The sequence below is a fragment of the Frankia torreyi genome (genome assembly GCF_000948395.1).
Taxonomy (GTDB): Bacteria; Actinomycetota; Actinomycetes; order Frankiales; family Frankiaceae; genus Frankia; species Frankia torreyi.
In genome coordinates this window covers 96116-114481 of record NZ_JYFN01000008.1, presented here as the reverse complement: position 1 = coordinate 114481, position 18366 = coordinate 96116, and the positions used below count along the sequence as shown (strand labels likewise).

Annotated in this window: 15 protein-coding genes and 1 pseudogene; 6 read left to right on the top strand and 10 right to left on the bottom strand. The window is 74.2% G+C overall.

The window, feature by feature from the left end; all coding sequences use genetic code 11:
- Nucleotides 1–98 precede the first annotated feature (98 nt).
- Nucleotides 99–635, top strand: coding sequence for a GNAT family N-acetyltransferase (locus FF36_RS07570; protein ID WP_044884255.1), 537 nt, complete (start codon nt 99–101; stop codon nt 633–635).
- Here FF36_RS07570 and FF36_RS37380 read toward each other — a convergent pair.
- Nucleotides 574–816 (bottom strand): putative zinc-binding metallopeptidase, encoded by a 243-nt coding sequence (locus FF36_RS37380; protein ID WP_242422362.1) that lies wholly within the window; start codon nt 814–816, stop codon nt 574–576. The genes FF36_RS07570 and FF36_RS37380 overlap by 62 nt on opposite strands.
- A gap of 1 nt (nt 817) precedes the next feature.
- Nucleotides 818–2079: zinc-binding metallopeptidase family protein (locus tag FF36_RS07565; protein ID WP_242422360.1), on the bottom strand; the 1262-nt coding region annotated here is incomplete at its 3' end.
- A 755-nt stretch (nt 2080–2834) separates the two neighbouring features.
- Between FF36_RS07565 and FF36_RS37375 the strand changes: the two genes are divergently transcribed.
- Both FF36_RS37375 and FF36_RS37370 read left to right on the top strand, forming a co-directional pair.
- On the top strand, nt 2835–4100 hold the full coding sequence (locus FF36_RS37375; protein ID WP_044884253.1) for a DUF1003 domain-containing protein: 1266 nt from the start codon (nt 2835–2837) through the stop codon (nt 4098–4100).
- Nucleotides 4101–4501: 401 nt separating this feature from the next.
- Nucleotides 4502–5116, top strand: a pseudogene (locus tag FF36_RS37370) (D-alanyl-D-alanine carboxypeptidase family protein); the annotation flags it as partial.
- A gap of 443 nt (nt 5117–5559) precedes the next feature.
- Here FF36_RS37370 and FF36_RS32485 read toward each other — a convergent pair.
- From FF36_RS32485 to FF36_RS07545, 3 genes are all read right to left on the bottom strand, one after another.
- Complete coding sequence (locus FF36_RS32485; protein ID WP_339325596.1) at nt 5560–6747, bottom strand: YihY/virulence factor BrkB family protein; 1188 nt, start codon at nt 6745–6747, stop codon at nt 5560–5562.
- A 30-nt stretch (nt 6748–6777) separates the two neighbouring features.
- A complete protein-coding gene (locus FF36_RS07550; protein ID WP_044884251.1) occupies nt 6778–7395 on the bottom strand; it encodes a 2'-5' RNA ligase family protein in 618 nt (205 codons plus the stop codon).
- A 340-nt stretch (nt 7396–7735) separates the two neighbouring features.
- Nucleotides 7736–8593 carry a serine hydrolase domain-containing protein gene (locus FF36_RS07545; protein ID WP_044884250.1) on the bottom strand — a complete coding sequence of 286 codons (858 nt, stop codon included), beginning with the start codon at nt 8591–8593 and terminating at the stop codon, nt 7736–7738.
- 148 nt (nt 8594–8741) lie between these two features.
- Between FF36_RS07545 and FF36_RS07540 the strand changes: the two genes are divergently transcribed.
- Nucleotides 8742–10067, top strand: a complete 1326-nt coding sequence (locus FF36_RS07540) for an NAD(P)/FAD-dependent oxidoreductase (RefSeq protein WP_052680997.1) — start codon at nt 8742–8744, stop codon at nt 10065–10067.
- 91 nt (nt 10068–10158) lie between these two features.
- Here the strand turns inward: FF36_RS07540 and FF36_RS07535 are convergent, their stop codons facing one another.
- Nucleotides 10159–10464 (bottom strand): DUF3017 domain-containing protein, encoded by a 306-nt coding sequence (locus FF36_RS07535; RefSeq protein WP_082121748.1) that lies wholly within the window; start codon nt 10462–10464, stop codon nt 10159–10161.
- Nucleotides 10465–11650: 1186 nt separating this feature from the next.
- Here FF36_RS07535 and FF36_RS07525 point away from each other — a divergent pair.
- Both FF36_RS07525 and FF36_RS07520 read left to right on the top strand, forming a co-directional pair.
- Nucleotides 11651–12286 carry an FHA domain-containing protein gene (locus tag FF36_RS07525; protein ID WP_044884248.1) on the top strand — a complete coding sequence of 212 codons (636 nt, stop codon included), beginning with the start codon at nt 11651–11653 and terminating at the stop codon, nt 12284–12286.
- 176 nt (nt 12287–12462) lie between these two features.
- A complete protein-coding gene (locus tag FF36_RS07520) occupies nt 12463–12783 on the top strand; it encodes a hypothetical protein (RefSeq protein ID WP_044884247.1) in 321 nt (106 codons plus the stop codon).
- Between the two features lie 605 nt (nt 12784–13388).
- Here the strand turns inward: FF36_RS07520 and purH are convergent.
- The 4 genes from purH to FF36_RS07500 all read right to left on the bottom strand — a co-directional run bounded on the left by purH (nt 13389) and on the right by FF36_RS07500 (nt 18270).
- The gene (gene purH / locus FF36_RS07515; RefSeq protein ID WP_044884246.1) at nt 13389–15035 is read right to left on the bottom strand and encodes a bifunctional phosphoribosylaminoimidazolecarboxamide formyltransferase/IMP cyclohydrolase; all 1647 of its coding nucleotides are present in this window, start codon (nt 15033–15035) and stop codon (nt 13389–13391) included.
- Nucleotides 15032–15703 (bottom strand): phosphoribosylglycinamide formyltransferase, encoded by a 672-nt coding sequence (purN, locus tag FF36_RS07510; RefSeq protein ID WP_044884245.1) that lies wholly within the window; start codon nt 15701–15703, stop codon nt 15032–15034. Before purN ends, purH begins: the two co-directional genes overlap by 4 nt.
- Nucleotides 15704–15932: 229 nt before the next feature.
- Nucleotides 15933–16481 (bottom strand): helix-turn-helix domain-containing protein, encoded by a 549-nt coding sequence (locus FF36_RS07505; RefSeq protein WP_044884309.1) that lies wholly within the window; start codon nt 16479–16481, stop codon nt 15933–15935.
- A 145-nt stretch (nt 16482–16626) separates the two neighbouring features.
- On the bottom strand, nt 16627–18270 hold the full coding sequence (locus tag FF36_RS07500; protein ID WP_044884244.1) for a cell division protein PerM: 1644 nt from the start codon (nt 18268–18270) through the stop codon (nt 16627–16629).
- Between the last annotated feature and the right edge of the window lie 96 nt (nt 18271–18366).

Genomic DNA, 18366 nt, shown 5'->3' with positions numbered 1-18366 from the left:
ACGCCGATCGCGGGATGTCGGGACGATCCGGCCGGCGCCGATCGTGCGCGAGACACCGCACGACACGAGACACCGCCACGACAGAGGAGTCGAACACCGTGACGGACGGCAGCCATGGTCGTCATATCCGGCCGGATGAGGGGCCGTTGCTGCGCCGGCTGCGGCTGGCCGCGCTCGCCGACTCGCCCGCCGCCTTCTGGCAGACCCTCGAGGCGGCGCGGGCGCAGCCGGCGGCCGAATGGGCGCGGCGTGCCGGCGCCGGGGCGGACTCCCCGACGGAGCTGGTGGCGATCGTGGAACGGGCCGCCGAGGCGGTCGGCATGGTGCAGGGGTTCACCCCGACCGGCCGGCCCTGGTTACGTGAGCTGGGTGCCATGTGGGTCGCACCCGCGGCCCGGGGGACCGGCGCCGCGGACGTCCTGCTGGCGACCGCGGTGACCTGGGCCGCCCGGGCCGGCGCCGAGGCGGTGAAGCTGTGGGTCGCTCCCGCGAACCTGCCGGCGCGACGGCTGTATATCCGCAACGGCTTCGTTGTCCTCGGCGGTCCGCGACCGGTCACGGACGATCCGGCGGTCAAGACGTTCGTCCCGATGCTGCGGCCGCTCCACCCTCCTCGGGCCGGGCGGCGGCGATGACGTCGTGGACGAAGGAGAGCTTCGCCTGGACCGCGGGCGTCAGGACGAACGGATAGAGGTCGTCGCGCCCCATGCTGCGGTTGATCGCGTTGAGGGCGTAGGTCAGCGGCAGCCACTGGGCGATGATCTCGGCAAGCTCCGGCGAGCTCCGGTCGAGCCCGTCCGTGCCTGGCCGCGGCAGNTCGGCGGGCTCGGCGGCGAGGCTGCGCGGCGCGACCCCGAACGAGTCGAGATCCGGGCCGGCCACCCGCAGACCGAACTCGGCGGCGGTTCGCAACGTGTCGCGGATGTGCAGGTAGTGGGCGAAGGTCTCGGCCCAGTCCTCCCACGGGTGCATCGTGGCGTAGGCGCTGACATGGGTCTCGCGCCAGTTCGGCGGGGGACCGTCGGCGTAGTGCCGGTCGAGGGCGGCGGAGTAGTCGAGGCCCGCGTCGCCGAACAGGTCCCGGAACCGGGCGGCGCGCCCGGGATCGGCGTCGACCAGCGAGGACCAGTAGTAGTGACCGGTCTCGTGCCGGAAGTGCCCGAGCAGCGTGCGGTAGGGCTCCCCGAGCTGGGTTCGGACCGTCTCGCGATGGGCGTCGTCGGATTCGGCCAGGTCCAGCGTGATGACGCCGTCGCTGTGCCCGGTCACCACCTTCTGCTCGGTGCTGCTCAGCAGGTCGAACGCGAGCCCGGTCGCCGGGTCGTCGGCATGGGAGACGACGGGCAGGCCGAGTTCGAGCAGTTGGGCCACGAGCCGGCGCTTGGCCGCCTCCGCCCGTTCGAACTGCTCCTTGCCCACCGGATCCGTGTCCGCCGGCCGCGTCCGCGTCAGCCGGCAGCAGACGCACAGCCCACCGGGCGAGGCGGGGTCCGCCGGGGGCGCGGATCCGCCCACGGCGGGGCGTCCGGCAGCAGCCTCGGCGGCCCTGGCGGCCTCGGCCAGCCGGTTCACGGGCGCCGGCACGGCGATGAGCCAGTTGCAGCCGGCCAGCCGCGCGTTGGCGCAGCGCCGGTAGCGGCGCCGACGCGACGCCGGAACGGCCTCGAGAAGATCTCGGGCGATCGGGTCCGTCCCGGCACCGGCGCGCGGTGCCGCGAAGGGCTGCGGGACCGCCGGGCCATCCGTCGCCGGCCCGGCGCCGAGCCCGGCCCCCACCTCCGCGACCGGTGGCAGCTCGAAGAACTCTGTCGCAGGTTCGTGGACGTCGTCACGGTCCGCGGCGCCTGCCGCCGGCGGCGAGTCGGGCACCAGCGTGAGAACCCGGCCACGGTCCGGCTCGAAACCGAGCGGCGCCCCACATCGCAGGCAGGCGGTGTTCTCGAAGAAGACGAGCTGCCCGCACCGAGCGCATCCGTTGACCTTCACCGGGTTCCCCTCGTCGCACGGCGCCGGCCCGCGGGCGGCAACGGGACAAAGTCCCCGGATCCGCGGTGTACCGGCGCCAATTGGCCACGGCATACCCCGCCGCACCCGCCGCACGCACCACATTTCCCGCCGCGCGCCCAGCCCGCACGGACCCGGGATCCACCGCCGACATCACGAGGTCCGGGGCGGGCACCGCACCGCCTCACCCCGAATGACCCCACCGCCGGTAACCGTCCAGAAACCCGATGGAGATTCGGCATCCCGGACCGGGTCGACCGGGCGCCGCAGGTGATGCCTTCGCGACGGACGTCACGGATACCCCGGTAGGTCCGGTCACGGATCGGGCAGTTATCCTTGACAAGCCCCCGAAAAATCCTCCACGGAGGACCAACGCGAGGAGGTGGCCGCTGTGAGTCCTGGCGGGTGCTCCAGTAACGGCCGCTTCCTGCTAGTGGACGCCAGCCGGCGTTGAGCTCCGGCCGGAGCGCCCCGCGCGCCCGGCCCGCGTCCACGAACCCGGGGTTGACGACTCCCGGGGCACTGCTCGGAAGTCGGCCGAGGTCCGGCCCCGGCCCCCACTCGGGGCGCCGCATGGTCGACCGCCGCTTCTTCGGCCCGGGGTGACGTTCACCTGTCCCGCCGCGGCCTGGCCGGCGCGTCTGCGCGCCGGTGCCGACTTCCGGATCCGTGTGGCCCTCGGCCACGGGATCTGATCGGGCAGTGCACGAGCAGGTGCGGTCGATTGATGTCGTGTCGACCTGAGGCCGCCGTGGCGACAGCGCGTGCGGCCTGCTCGAGGAGCGCGCGCGAACCGGCGCTGGCCGCCTGCGCGCGGGTGGGGAGCTTCCATGACCATCTCAGCAACGCGAACGACGGACCGTCGAGGTCTGGGCACCGATCGTCTCGATCTGCCGGTCTCCGGCCGGGTCGCGCTACTTCCCCGGGTGGATCGGGAGACGGTCAGCCGCTTCGCGGAGACCATCGCCCGTTTCCTGGGCACCGGGCGTTATCTCGCGATCCAGACGGGCATCGTCATCGTCTGGATCGCCCTGAACATCGCGGTGCCGCTGCTGCGCTGGGATCCCTACCCGTTCATCCTGCTGAACCTGGCCTTCTCGACCCAGGCGGCCTATGCGGCACCGCTCATCCTGCTCGCCCAGAACCGTCAGGACGACCGCGACCGGGCCTCCCTCACCGAGGACCGGGCCGTCGCCGGCCGCATGCGCGAGGACACGGAGTTCCTGACCCGCGAGGTCGCGGCCCTGCGGCTCGCTCAGAGCGAGGCGGCGACGCGCCAGTACGTCCGGGGGGAGCTGGCTGGCCAGCTCGAAGCACTGCGCGGAGATCTCGAAAGCCTGCTCCGGGAGGCCGTCGAGCTCCCCCGTCAGCCCCAGGCCGCCCGGCGATCCGGCGAGACCGCCCAGCCCGGCGCGATCACCCAGCCGGGTACGTCGGCTCATTCCGGCGCGGACGACCGTGAGTCGACCGGTTCGGCCGCCTCACCGCCCGCGGCCCGCGACAGCGGTGCGGATTCCGCCGAGGATGCCGACGGGCCCGCCCTCGCCCGCCCCAGGGCGCCGAAGCGCCCCAAGGGTGCCAAGCGCGCCCGAGCCGCAAAGATCGCGTTGACGAACACGCCCGTCGACGCCCCGACGGGCAGCGGCTCCCCGACCGAAGGATCGCCGGCAGACACGGCGAGCCGCGACGGCGCGAGCGAGATCTCCCCGTCACCCGTCGGAGTCAGCCAGGCCGGGCACGCCGGTGGTATCTCCCGGACCGATGAGACCGATGAGACCGAACCGGTCGACGCCGGCCCCGGGTCGACGCCGGCGCACCTCGTCGCGAACGCGGTCGACGGTTTCCGCCCCGCCGCCGCGGGGATCGCGGGCGCGCCGGTGGCGGCCGATCCGGTTGCGGCCGACCCGATGGCAGCCGACGCAGCCAGGGCGGACACGGACGCCGGCGGCTCCGCCACCCACCGGGCGGGCCGGGCGGTGCCCAGTCGCGGACATCATCGTTCCCCGCTGCACGCTGGATCGGCCCGCCGATCGGCGGAACGCCCGAAATCGGGCGATTCACCCACGGTGAACGCCACTTCGCGACACGTCTCGTGACCGCCCGCGCGGGAGCGGCCCGAGCCAGTAGCGTTCTGTAGGTGCGTGCCGGCCGGTCGTGTCGCTCCCGTCCAACCCTGCAAGCCGGTTCAACTCTGCCAGCCGGTTCAAGCCTGCCAGCCGGTTCAAGCCTGCCAGCCCGCCGCGCCCTGATCCTCACCCTCACGACCATGGGCCTGCTGTTCGCCCCTGTGGCGTGGCTTGCCCCGACCCTTGCCGCCGCCGCAGCCGCGACGCCGACGGCTCCCGGGGCGGGGGGTCAGGCCATCGGCGGTGCTCAGGCCGGAACNGGAGGCCATACGGAAGCGGGCGGCCNGGCGGGCGTCGGCGCCCCGGCGGATCCGACGGTCNCCCCCGAGCCGGCGCCCGAGGGCNCCCCCGCCCCGCCCGCACCGGCGGGGCTGACCGCGCAGGCCTGGCTGGTCGCGGACGCCGGCAGCGGCGCCGTCCTCGCCGCCTCCCGCCCGCACGCGACGGATCTGCCGGCCAGCACCATGAAGATCCTCACCGCGCTGACCGTGCTTCCCGGCCTGCCACCGGACCGGGTCATCACCGTCGACGAGAACGCCCCCCGGGTGGACGGCACCAAGGTCGGTCTGGTGCCCGGCGTCGGGTACACCGTCCGGGATCTGGCAACGGCGATGATGATCTCCAGCGGGAACGACGCGGCGGTGACCCTCGTCGAGGCCGCCGGCGGCACCGCGGCGGTCCTGGCCCGGATGAACGCGCTGGCCAGGTCTCTGGGCGCGCGCGAGACCGTCGCCGGCGATCCGACCGGGCTGGACAGTCCGGGGCAGGTCACCAGCGTCTACGACCTCGCCGTGCTCGGCCGCGCCGCGCTCAACGACCCGAGCGTGCGGGGGTATCTCACCATCCCGCGGGCGTCCCTCGCCGGGCGCGGCGACCAGCGCTTCGAGATCCAGAACCACAACTCGCTGCTCCGCACCTACGACGGCGCCGTCGGGGTGAAGAACGGTTACACGGTGGCGGCCGGCGCGACGTTCGTCGGGGCCGCCNCCCGCGGCGGTCGGACACTCATCGTCGCGTTGCTGCGCGCGGCCCCCGCCTACGGCACCGACGCCCGCGCCCTGCTCGACTGGGGATTCGCGCACGCCGGACAGGTGACGCCGGTCGGCTACCTGCCGAACCCCGCGGCGTCCGTGGCCGGCGACGCGACCCGGCCCGCGGCCGCCGCGCAGGCGGTCGCGCGGCCCGCGGCGGCGCCTGTCCACCGAGCGGACCACTCGGGCGGTCTCGTCGGCGACATCGGCCCGATGACCTGGATCGCGCTCACGCTCACGGCGGGCGCCTGCGTCGTGACGGCCCTCACCCGACGCGCGGCCCGCGGGCGTCGGCGGCACCGCGGGCCCGGCCCGCCGGTGGTGGGCACCTCGTCGGCTGTTCCACCGACCGGCGCCGCGCATCGGCTCGGCGCGCGGCCACGCCGAGCCGTGCCCCCTCAGCCAGAACCGCCGGAGGTCTCCGACGGGTGGCGTCGGCGCAGCAATGCGCGCAGCCTGGCGGCCAGCGTCGCGCCCGAGCCGGTGGTCACGGACCCGACGGAGGAGTACGGCGTCGTGGAGCTCGGCTCCGACCGGTTCGACGGCGACGGGTTCGACCCGGGCGGGTCCGGCGGGGCAGTGCCCCGGGCGGACGGAGAGTCGGCCCCGTGGGGCTCGGCGGGCCGCGAGGCGTCCCGGTTCGGCGACCCGTTCGGCCGGTAAGCCTCGGGGGGCACGGCCGTCCCCGAGGGGTACACGTCCGAGGCGTAGGGCGCGGTCACCGTCCAGGCGGCGACGAACAGCGTCCAGCGCATCACGATGTTGATCCAGATGAGCAGCCCGACGATGACCGCGAACGTGCCGTAGACCGGGTTGCCCGTGGTCTTGCCGATCAGCCAGGTCCCCGCGACCTTGAGGATCTCCAGCCCGACCGCGCCGAGGACTGCGCCGCGCACCGACCGGCTCCGGTCGGTCTGCCCGGGCAACCGCCAGAACAGGTAGAGGAACACCGCGGTGTCGATCGCGAGGGCGACGAGCAGGGCCAGGATGCCGGTGACCCACGCGGCGGCCGTGCTGCCGGACAGCCCGATCCAGTCCAGAAACGTCCCGGTTGCCGAGGTCGACAGGCTGGTGACCACGAGTGAGGCCAGCAGTGTCAGCCCCAGGCCGGCGAGGACGGTGATGTCCCGCAGCCGCCGCATGATGATGTTGCCGGCGTCGATGTCCTGGTGCCAGACCAACCGCAGGGCGTCGCGTAGCGCGTCGATCCAGGCGAGACCGGCGAGCAGCAACCCGAGCAGACCGATGATGCCGACACCGACCTTGGCGTTGCCGATCGACGTGACGTCGAGTCTGTCCGCCAACCCCGGCAGGTAGTCGTTGATCTGCCTGGTCAGGCTGTCCTGCACGTCGGGGTAGGCGTCGACCACGAACCCCGTGACCGCGAAGGCGAGCGCGACGATCGGAAAGAACGACAGGAAGGCGAAGTACGTCGCCGACGCCGCCAGCCGGTCCCCGCCGTCGGCCGTGTAGCGGGAGTACGCCCGAATGATGTGGTCAAGAAACGGACGTTTCGCCCTTACCGCCCCGGCGGTGTCGGAAACCGTGCCGACGCCGGCTCGAACCGCCTCACGAGGTTTTGTCACACCCGTCGATGTCCCCCCGACGACGCCTGGTCATTCTTGTGAACCGAGGCCGGCGCGTCGTCCTCCGTCGCCATTCGGTTCGGACTCGTCCCCCTGCTGACCGAACGGGTAGAAGCGTAGTTGCCGCCAGCGGAGGTCGGCCCCTCTTTCGTAGAGTCCGAACCCCCGCACCTCGAACTGTGCCTGATAGTCGGCCAGCGCCTCGTAGGCGCGGTCGAGGCCGTCCTCGGCGATGTCGTGAGCCACGGTGACATGCGGGTGGTAGGCGAAGTTCAGCGGCCGGTCCAGCGGGCCGGACCGCACCGCCGCCGCCAGCGTCGCGCAGCGGGCCGCACCGGCGACGAGAGCGACGAAGACAACGGGCGACAGTGGACGAAAGGTCCCCGAGCCCTGCAGACGAATCGTGAACGGAGCGTTCGGCGGGGCGATATGCGCGAGATGACGTTCTATCGCCGGCAGGTCGGCCAGTCTGACCGTCGTCGGCCCCAGCAGGGTGACATGCGGAACGATGAGAGCGGCATTGGGATCCCCGAGCCGCTCCCGCCAGTCCTGGAGCTCGGTCCGGTAGGGCTCCGGAATGCCGATCGCGACGCCGATGTCGGCCAGGTCCACCGCGTCGACCGGACGGGCCGGATCCGCCGCGCGCACGACGGCGCCTGGTTCGAGTGACCTTTCAGTCATGCGCGACCGGCACCGTGGCACGCGCGGCGCCCGCGGCATCCTAGCCGAAGATCGTAACTCTCGGTACTCACGGGCGCGCCATCACCGGGTCGGTGACCGGCCGTCGGGGTCGGTGTCGCCGAGGAAAGCATGCCGACATCATGGCCCACGGACCCCGCCTGTCTCCCGCGGACCAGAAGACCGCGACCCGCTCACCCGCAGATCCGGCCAAAACAGCGACAACCCGCCATATGGACAGGGACGATCGTGGGAGGATTCCGACAAGGGCAACCGGCGGACGCCGCCCGCCCGTCGCACCGCGGTCCGGTCACGCCGAGGGATTCACCATCTGGGGGCGGGCCTGCGCCAGCACGTCATCCGACAGGGGTGGCCACACCCGGCGCGCCCAGTCCCCGAAGTCTCGATCACACAACGTGACGCAGGCGAGCCGGGCGACCGGATCCACCCACAGGAACGTTCCGGCCTGGCCGAAATGGCCGAAGGTCGTCGGGGCGTTCGTGCGGCCGGTCCAGTGCGGGTTCTTGCTCCCGCGGATCTCGTAGCCCAGCCCCCAGTCGTTCGGGTCCTGGCGGCCAAAGCCAGGCAGGACGCCGGCCAGCCCCGGGAAGGCGACCGAGGTCGCGGCGGCCGACGTCGCGGCCGACAGGAGGGTGGGGGCGAGCAGCTCGGCGGCGAAGCTGCGCAGATCGGCCAGGGTCGCCGTCACCCCGGCGGCCGCCGAGCCGGTGAGGCTGGCCCGCCGCATCCCCAGCGGCTCGAACACGGCCTCGGCGAGGTAGTCGGCGAAGGCGATCCCCGTCGCCCGGGTTACCACCTCGGCCAGCCGGTCGAAGCCGGCATTGGAGTAGATCCGGCGGGTGCCCGGCGCGGCGAGGACCTTGTCGCCCTCGAACGCCAGCCCGGAGGCATGGGCGAGCAGGTGCGCCACGGTGGACGACTCGGGGCCGGCCGGGTCGGCCAGCCCGATCGCGCCCTCCTCCACGGCGATGAGCACCGCATAGGCGCTGAGCAACTTCGACACCGAGGCAAGCCGGAACGGATGATCGTCCGGCCCCGTCCGGCCGAGCTCTCGGACCGTCCCGGCGTCGGGAGCGTCGTCGAGGCCGAGGACCGTGACCGCCACCGTCCTGACCGGCCACTGCGAAACCTGAACCAGTGCGTCCACGCCACGCACTGTACGAACTCCTCCGCCGGGCCGTGGTCCCCGCCGGACCCGGACGGACCCGGACGACCCGGACCGGACGACGAACGGCCACGGCAGGCACCGGGGGCGCTGGCGCACCGTCCCATGGTCGGCTGCGAGACTGGCGGGCGTGCAGACCCCGTCCTCAGCGCCCACCCCGTCCGGCCCACGTCCGATCCCGGCGGGACCAGCGAAGGACATCGACACCATCACGACGGCGACCCCGATCGTGCGCGTCGACGAGTCGGCGGATCTGCCCGACCGCACGATCGACGTGCTCATCGTCGGTGGCGGTCCGGCCGGCTGCGCGGCGGCGCTGGCGGCGCTGCGGGAACGCCCCGAGGCCAGCGTCGTCATCGCGGACGCCGCCGCGTTCCCCCGGGACAAGACGTGCGGCGACGGCATCGCCCCGCACGGCCTGGACGTGCTGCGCGACCTCGGCGTCACCGACGCCGTCGCCGGCTACCAGCCGGTCGACCGGATGCGGCTGCGCACGCCGGGGGGCGCCGAGGTGGCCACCCCGTCGGCTCGGGCCAGCTACGTGGTCCCCCGGGAGGTCTTCGACGCCCGTCTCGTGGCCGCGGCCCGTGCCCGCGGCGCCCACCTGGTGCGACGCCGGGTGCGGACCCTGGAGTTCGCCGACCGGCCGCGGCCCGACGGGCGGGGGCGCGAACCGGTCGTCGTCGTCAACGGCGCGCTGACGGCCCGGGTCGTCATCGGCGCGGACGGCGCGAACTCGGTTGTGCGACGCGGGCTGAACCTGGCGGCGAACCCGCCGGAAGCCATGGCGATCGCGGTGCGGGCGTATGCCGACCTCCCCGCCGACGAGCGTCCGCCCGAGCAGTTCATCCACATGACCGACGACGGCTGGCCGGCCTACGCGTGGTCGTTCCCGATCGGCGACGGCCGGGCGAACATCGGCTACGGCATGCTGCGCTCCCGCCTGACCGGCGGCGACGACGGGACGAGCGCGAAGACGGTCCTGCACCGCACCCTGGCCCGGATGCTGCCACAGACGCCGGCGGACCCGACCACGCTGCGGGCCCACCACCTGCCGCTGTCGACCCATCGGCCGCGCCAGCCCAACGGTCCGGTTCTCCTCGCCGGCGACGCCGCCTCGCTGATCAATCCCCTGACCGGAGAGGGCATCTACTACGCCCTGCTGTCCGGCTCCCTGGCCGGGCAGGCGGCGGTCGGGGCGGCGAACCCCGCCGGCGCCGGACGGCGATACCGACGCTCGCTCGACGCTGAGCTCGGTCGGCACCTGCGGCACACCGCGCTGCTCGCCGGGCTCGTCGGCCGGCGCCGCACGATGATGGACGCCGCGGTGCGGGCCGCCCGCACCCGCACCGAGCTCTACGACACCCTCGTCGAGATCGGGCTCGGCCGGGGCACGATCCCGGCCAGTTCCCTCACCCGGCTCGCCGTTCGACGCACCATGTCCGGACGGCGCTGACCGCAGCCGGCCCCACCCGGACCAGCCCCACCCGGACCGGCCCGACGCCGTCCGCGCCACCGCGGGACCGCCTTCCAGGCGGGGGAGGACGTCAAGGTCCCAGGTAGGGCACCGCGGAGGTAAGCATGATCACCGATGCCCCGAGCAGCGCCAGGATCACGGTGTCGAACGCCCGCCCGCGCACGGCGAGCAGGCCGACCCGCCGCGTGGGCAGCGCAAGGCGGGCGAGTCCCGCCAGGGCCAGCACAGCCCCGACCACCAGCATTCCGCGGCGCCACCGGTCCTGGTAGACGAGCGTCAATCCGACCGCAACGCCAACCAGCACCGACGCGAACACCATCTCGCGCCGCAGCCAGCCGACGATGCCGGACCGGCCGGCTCCGGTCGCGCCGGCCACCGCAGGTGCGGTGGGCCCAGCAGTCGAACCGGGCTCCCCGAGTGCATCCGGCCCCAGGGGTGCACCGGGCCCAGCGAGAGCACCGGACCCCGCGAGGGCATCAGGCTCGACCGAAAAACCAGGCCCAGCGTGGGCATCAGGCCTCGAGGCCACGGGTGCCACGAGCGGTCCACGGTCCGCGGAGGCGTCGGGTGGCCAGGCAGATGCGGGCAGCTCCGTCGGATCCGGCCCGGCTGCTCCCGCCGCACGCCGGGCGGACGGTCGCCGGTCCACAGCAGGACCCCGCGCCCCGAGTCTCGGACGGGTATCGACCTCACGGGCCGCCCTGCGTTGCTCCCCGCCGCGGCGCGGCCCGCCGCGCGCGACACGAGTGGACGCAGGGTCGGCCGGCGGCACCGGCGGCACCGGCGGCACCGGCGGCACGGGTCGGTCGTCCCGGCGGCGCGGCTCGCGGTGGCGGTCAGCGTCGCCGCGGCTGCGATCGTCGGGGTACCACGGCTGCGGCCGGACGCGCGCCGATCGGTGCCCCGACACCGCACCCTGCCGACCGGGTCCCGCGCCGCCCCGCGCATCCCCCCGGCCCCCCTCCACGGGCCAGCCCCCCTCCACGGGCCAGCCCGCATCGCCGGGCCAATCCGCATCGCCGGGCAAGCGGGCGCCGACGGGACGGCTCCGAGCGTCGTACGGGCCATCGGCCCCGGCCGGATCCTGCTCGGGCCAGTGCGGCCGGGCGGTCACGTCATGCTCGCCCTGGCCGGCGTCGGGCCGGGGCAGGTCCTCGGGCCGGGGCGGGTCGGGCCGGCGTGGCGCGTCGGTCACCCCCACCTCCGGCGCCGGTCAGCTTCGTTTTCGGACGGGCCTGCCGTGCTGATCGTGGCGATGCGCCGCCGTCACCGGCGGTCCCACCGCGACAGGACGGTGCAGAGCACTCATCCAACCAGCACGACGGATCCTCAGGACACACGGTAGGCCGTGCCCCGGCCATCCACCCGCCACCCGCCGGATCTGAAGCGTCCAGATCGTCCAAAAGTCGCGTGTTACTGACCCCCAACCGGGGATCACTGGCCAAAGGATTGCCCCAGCGCCCCGGAGCCGGTCACCTGTGGTCGTGCGGGAGCCGGCGCGAGGGACGGGCGCGGGCAGGTCAGGGACGAGCGTGGATCGATGGAAGCGAGGTTGGACAGAAGTGGACGGGCCGAGTCTGCGGATCGAGATCACCGGCGAGGTCTTTTCTCTGCGCACCGAGGTCACGACGGTGGGGCGGGGGCCGGGCGTCGACGTGCCGCTCGCCGATTCCAGCGTCTCCCGGCTGCACGCCGAAATCGTGCGGCGGGGCCCGTATCTCTACGTCTGGGATCAGGGGCTGTCCCGCAACGGCACCCGGGTCAACGGTCAGCCCGTAGGCCGGCGGATCCTCCGCGACGGCGATGTCATCCGGTTCGGTGCGGCGGGCGTGCGCTTCCAGGATCGGCGTCCGCTGATCGAGTTCACCATCGAGGCGGGCAGCGGGGCGACGGCCCGGGACCGGACCGCCGAACTGCGCGTCCCCGACCCGCCCGATCTCACCCGCCGGGAATGGGACGTACTGCGCGCCCTGTCCCGCCCGGCCGGCGCGCCGGGTGCCTTCGTCATCCCGTCGTCGACTCGCGAGGTGGCCGAGGATCTCGTCGTCACCGAGGGAGCGGTCAAGCAACACCTGCTGCGGCTCTACCGCAAGTTCGACATCGCGCCGGGACCCAACCGGCGGGGACGGTTGGCGAACGAGGTGATGCGCCTCGGGATCGTTCGCCTGGACGTGGCGGAGCCGATGCAGCACTCCTGAGTTCCCCGAGCAGCAGGCGCCGGGGAGGCGGCCCTTATATCACATGCGGGTATGCAAGCAGGTCATCACCCCATTCGGCCACATCGGGAACACAATGCTCAACACCCCCACCTGTGGGCGTCCCACGCGCTTAGGGCAGACTTCCGGCCGCGGTGCCCACTTGGAGGGAGTTCGACGTGGCAGACGAATCGCCTCACAGCAAGAAGCTTCAGGAACTGATGTTCAGAGCCTGGGAAACCTTCGGTGACGCCCGGCACCTGGACAGCGACGACAGGGTGTTCGTCCAGGCGCTGGCGCGGCAGACGGCCGATCGGATCTCGGTGCTGTACGGCGCGAGCTGGCGCGACGCCCTGGACTGGGTCGCGCAGCGCTACGTGCCCAACGGTGACCAGCCGGGCGGGACGGCGGCGGCGAGCGCGCCGACGGCCACCACGGCGAACGGCAGCGCGAGCGGCCGGCGGGGCTCCGCCGCCGCGGAGGCGAACGCCGCGTCCTGAAGCGGTGGCACCGGGCGGCGCGACGCGCCGCTGGGCGGCGCCACCGACGAGTCATCCCGGGGCCCATCGGCGCCGGGATCTGATCCACGGCCGCCTGGTGCGCGGGTCCCCTCGGGGAGCGGGTGGTCCGCCGAGCACGGCACGGCGGCGGTCGCGTCCTCGAACCCGGCCGACGGCCGGCCAGGGCCGGACCCGCCGGGATCGCCTCACCCGACGGGCTCATTGCCTCCGCCGGCCGGACCGGACCCACCCGAGGCCGCGGACCCGGCGGTGGAGCGCGCCGGGCCGTCCCCGCACGGTGCTCCAGCCGCGCCCGAGCCGGCGCGCGCGGGTCCGGACGCCGCCCGACGCCCGGACCCGTCGTCCGGCGCGCCGGAGGGGCCGGACGGGCCGGGGCCGCCGCCGGATCCCCCACCCGAACGGCCCGCCGACGCCCACGAACCACGGCCGGCGTCGGCGCCGAACGCGCCGGCTCCCCAGCCCCCGGGTCAAGCGGTCATCGAACCGGAGCATCCGCGGCCGGCGCCACCGGCGCGGTGGGCCCCCCGGCGGTTCCGTTGAACCTGCCCGCCGGCTTCCCCGTCGCCCCGTCGAGGGGCCCGGCGTCAGTGCGCGAAGTGGCGTACCCCGCTGAAGTAGAGCGTCACGCCGGCCTCCCGGGCAGCCGCGATGACGAGTTCGTCGCGCACCGATCCGCCCGGCTCGACCACGGCCCGAACTCCGGCCTCGGCGAGCACCTCGAACCCGTCCGGGAACGGGAAGTAGGCGTCGCTGGCCGCTACCGCGCCCTTGGCGCGGTCCGCCGCCCGGGTCACCGCGAGTCGTGCCGCGTCGACCCGGTTGACCTGTCCCATCCCGACGCCCACGGTGGCGCCGTCGCCGGCGAGCAGGATCGCGTTGGACTTGACCGCACGCACCGCGCGCCAGGCGAAGCGCAGGTCCGCCAGCAGCGCCTCGTCCGCGGGGGATCCCGCCTCCAACGTCCAGCCCGACGGCTCGTCGCCCGGTTCCTCGACCGCGTCCCGCGACTGCAGCAGCAGTCCGCCGCTGACCTGACGCAGCTCGATCCCGCGCTGATGCGGGGGCGCGGGGCACTCCAGCAGGCGGATCGACGGCTTGCGGGCGAGGATCTCCACGGCACCATCCTCGTAGGACGGCGCCACGACGACCTCGGTGAAGATCTCCGCTATCTGCTCGGCGAGCTCCACCGAGACCGGCCGGTTGGTGGCGATCACCCCGCCGAATGCGGAGACCGGGTCGCAGGCGTGCGCCTTGCGGTGGGCCTCGGCGATCGTCGCGCCGATCGCGATGCCACACGGGTTGGCGTGCTTGATCACGGCGACCGCCGGCTCGGCGAAGTCGTACACCGCGCGGCGGGCCGCGTCGGTGTCGGTGTAGTTGTTGTACGACATCTGCTTGCCGTGCAACTGGCGAGCCGTGGCGAGGCCTGGCTGCCCCTGGCCACCCGCCTCGACGTAGAGGGCGGCGCGCTGGTGCGGGTTCTCGCCGTAGCGCAGCACGTCCGAACGGTGCCACTGCGCGGACAGCACGTCGGGCCAGCCGGTCTCCCGGGCGACCTCGTCGGGGGCGACGACCCCGGCGAACCACGAGGACACCGCGACGTCGTAGGCGGCGGTGTGGGCGAACGCCTTCGCCGCGAGGCGGCGGCGGGCCGGCAGATCGTAGCCCGAACCGCGGACCGCCCCGGCCAGCTCCGCGTACTCGTCCGGCGAGACGACCACGGCGACCGACGCATGGTTCTTCGCCGCCGCGCGGATCATCGCCGGGCCACCGATGTCGATCTGCTCGATCGCCTCGTCCTCGCTCGCGCCGCCGGCCACCGTCGCGGCGAACGGGTAGAGGTTGACCACGACCAGATCGAACGGGGCGATGTCGAGTTCGGCCAGGACGGCCGCGTGCTCGGCGTTGCGCAGGTCCGCGAGCAGACCGGCATGGACGTGCGGGTGCAGCGTCTTGACCCGCCCGCCGAGCACCTCCGGAAAGCCGGTGACGGTGCTGACCGGAATGACCGCCAGCCCGTGGCGAGCCAGCACGTCCGCGGTCGACCCGGTGGAGACGACCTCGACGCCCGCGGCCAGGAAGGCCTCGGCGAGGACGTCAAGCCCGCTCTTGTCGTACACGCTGACGAGCGCCCGGCGCAGCGGCCGTCGCCCGGTGGGGATCACCTCAGCGGACTCGGATCCCCGGGCGGCGCCGCTTGCGCCCGCCGTGCCTTCGCCCGATGACGTCATGATTCCTCCTGGACGTGAGCTGAGCCTCTGCCGGTACCTGAACCTCGCACCGACGCGCGCAGGTCGGGGGCGCGCCGGTCCCCGGCCGGAACCGCCTGCGCGCTCCCCGACCGCACGATCTCGCCGATCGTCGCGACGAACAGTCCCCGCTCGACGCCCTGGATCCGGGCGCGAAGGGTCTGCTCGCTGTCGTCCGGCTCGACCGGAACCGGACGCTGGGCGATGATCGGCCCGGTGTCGACCCCCTCGTCGACCCAGTGCACCGTCACCCCGCTCACCTTCACCCCGGCGGCGAGCGCGTCGCGGACCGCGGAGGCGCCCGGGAAGGCGGGCAGCAGCGAGGGATGGGTATTGATGGTCCGGAACCGGCCGATCACCTGCCGACTGAGAATCTTCATGTAGCCCGCCAGGACGAGCAGATCGGGCTCGAACCCGGCGATCCGCTCGGCGGTCGCCGCGTTGAAGGCCTCCCGGTCGGGATGATCCTCGAGCCGGACGGTGAACACCGCGACGCCACTGCCTCGGGCCCGCCGCTCTGCCCCGGTGTCGTGGCGATCGGTGCCGACCGCCACGACGGTCGCGCCGAACTCGGGATCCGCGGTCGCGTCGAGAACCGCCTGCAGGGTGGTTCCCGCACCCGAGGCGAGTACGACGAGGCGAGCAGACACTTCACCCTCCGTGACCAGAATGGGACGGCCCGATGGACCCGGGCCGGACGCCCCGAGCGACCGGAGCGTCGGCACGCCGCGGACGCCAGGGGGACGGGCCGCCACCGCGCGCTGACCGCCACCGCGCGACGCTCACGTCCCCGACCGCGGCGAAGGACGACGCGTCCGACTGTACTGACTGGACCACCTGCGCCGCACGGGACAGCCCAGGAGCACCCCGCCGCCGCGATCACGCCGCCGGTGCCCACCCCGTCACGAACTCGGCCAGCCGAGCCTCGATCGCCGTGGCGGACGGGATGTCGCGGCCCGCCGGGGCGGCCAGCGGCGCGGTCATGGACAGCAGCCCCGCCAGCCGGTCGTCGTCGTCCCCACCGGCGCCCGCCCCGCACGAGCAGCCAGCGACGGTCTGGTCGCCGGCGCTGTCCGCCCCCGGGTCGAGCTGGCCGAAGTCGGGCCCGTCGAGCAGGTCGCCGGGCCGGCACAGGTAAAGCTCGGCCAGCCGGGCCAGCACCGTGGCCGAGGGCGCCCGACCGCCCTTACCCGGCCAGCTCTCCCAGTACGACCAGGTCTTACCGGTCTTGGCCGGTCCCCGTTCCGGCCATCGTTCGTTCCACCGGCGCGCCGCCTCCTCCTGGGTCCAGCCATGGGCGAGACGGAACGCCACCAACGCACCGAGCCGATGACGAGCCTTGAGCCTGTGGGCGATGCGACGGTAGGACCAGCCGAGTGCCCGCAGGCGCCTGGCCTCGGCTCGGATGTGGGCGACCGCGACCGGCACGACGACCTCCGTAAGGATGATCCAACGCCGGCACACTAACCCACGCCACGGACATTTTCCGGCGACGATCCCGCCGGCCGACACCGGCCGACGCGGCTCACCGGGTGCGCCGCTTACCAGGTGCGCCGCTCACTGGGTGCGCCGCTCACTGGGTACGCCGCGACGGCCGCGCCGAGAGCCCGGACCCGGGCAGCGACATCCGGCGCCGCCAGAACGACGGCTCCGCGTCCTCGGCCAGGAACGGCCGCTCGGCGCGCCGGGCGGCCAGATCGATGCCGCCGAGCAGCAGCAGGCCGACGGCGGCGACCTCGCCCCCGGCGAGCAGCCCGCACACCCAGCCGGCGGTCGGCCCGTAGTGGCCGTCGACCCCGCCGACCCGCCCGATCGACGCCTGGATCGCCAGCCCGGTGAGCAGACCGCAGGTCACGCCCGCGAGCAGCACGGTCGCGAGCCGGTAGCGCGAGCGGCTCCCGGCGGTGGACCGGTGGACCATCGCCACGAGCACGATGCCCGCGACGATCGGCACCAGGGCCAGGACGACCCACCCGGGCCGCGGCAGCGCGTTCGGGGGCAGCGCCGCCAGCACCGGGAGGTCGGGCAGCTCGGCGGGATGGACCGCATCGACCCGGACCAGGCCGGGTCCGGTCCGGAAGCCGGGCCCCAGGGCGTAGGCCAGGCCCCACAGCACCAGGTTGGGGACGAGCGCGAGCTGCGTCGCCGCGAGCCCGATCCCACCGAGCACCCCGACGTCGAGCGCCCGCTCCGCCCCGGCCACCTCGGGCAGCGTAGCGGCGAGCACCAGGGCGACGCCGAAGGCGGCGATGGCGATGAGCGACGCGAACGCACCCGCCCCGCACAGCAGGGAACTGCGCAGCATCCCGGGCAGCGTGCGCCAGGCGGTCCGCAGCCGGTGGCGACCGGCGAGGGTGCCGAGCAGCGCGGCGGGCAGACCGAGCGCGATCGTGCCCAGCGCCGCGGACAGCAGGGTCGGCCGCGCCGGGCCGGAACGCACGACAAGCGCGACGAGTACGACGAACAACGTCTGCGCGCCGACAACGCCGACGATGTCGGCCATCACCGCCCCCCAGGGGACGCCAATGAGCGCGCCGCGCCGGCCCCGGTTGTCGGCCCCAACCGCCTCGCCGGAACCGCCCGTGCCGCCGGCACCGAAAGCCCGGCCCGTCGCCGGCGCCTGCCGGCCGGTCGGGTCACTGCCTGCGCCGGCCGCACCGCCGCCGGCGGCGTCCGGCGTCCGATCCGTCCCGTCCCAGGGGGATCCGGGCCCACCTGGCCGCCCCCAACCCGGTCGCCCCCAACCCGGTGGGCCCCAGCTCGACGGGCTCCAACCAGGGCGGCTCCGGCCCGCTCGACCTTCGCGGCCGCGGCCCTCGCCGCCCTCGCGCCCGCGGCCCTCGCCGCCCCGACCTGGGCGCAGCAGTGCGGAACCGCTTGGCGCGGGGGCGGCCGCCGCCCGCCGGTGCGCGGCGCTGAGCGCCGCGGCCAGGGGGAACAGCGCCAGCCCGAGCGGCCGGAAGGAGATGACCCCGTCCGGCAGCCGCAGCGTCGTGCCGTGGGCGACAAGCCACAGGTCGGCCCCGACGCGCAGGGCCGCGGCGGGCCCGGTCGACGAGCCGGTGTCCGCACCCCACACGACCAGGACGATGAACTCGATGAAGACCAGTCCGGCCGCCGACGCGGCGATCGCCGCCGCCGCCGGCCGGCCAACCCGCTGCCACAACCGGTCGAGAAGCTGGCCGGCGGGGCCGGGACGGTGGGGGAAGGCGGGCACGGTAGGACGCTCGCACGCGGCTGCACGCCATCCCGGACAACACGCCGTCCGGATCCCGGAAATGCCGGGAACATCCCGAACGTCCGCGCCGCCCGG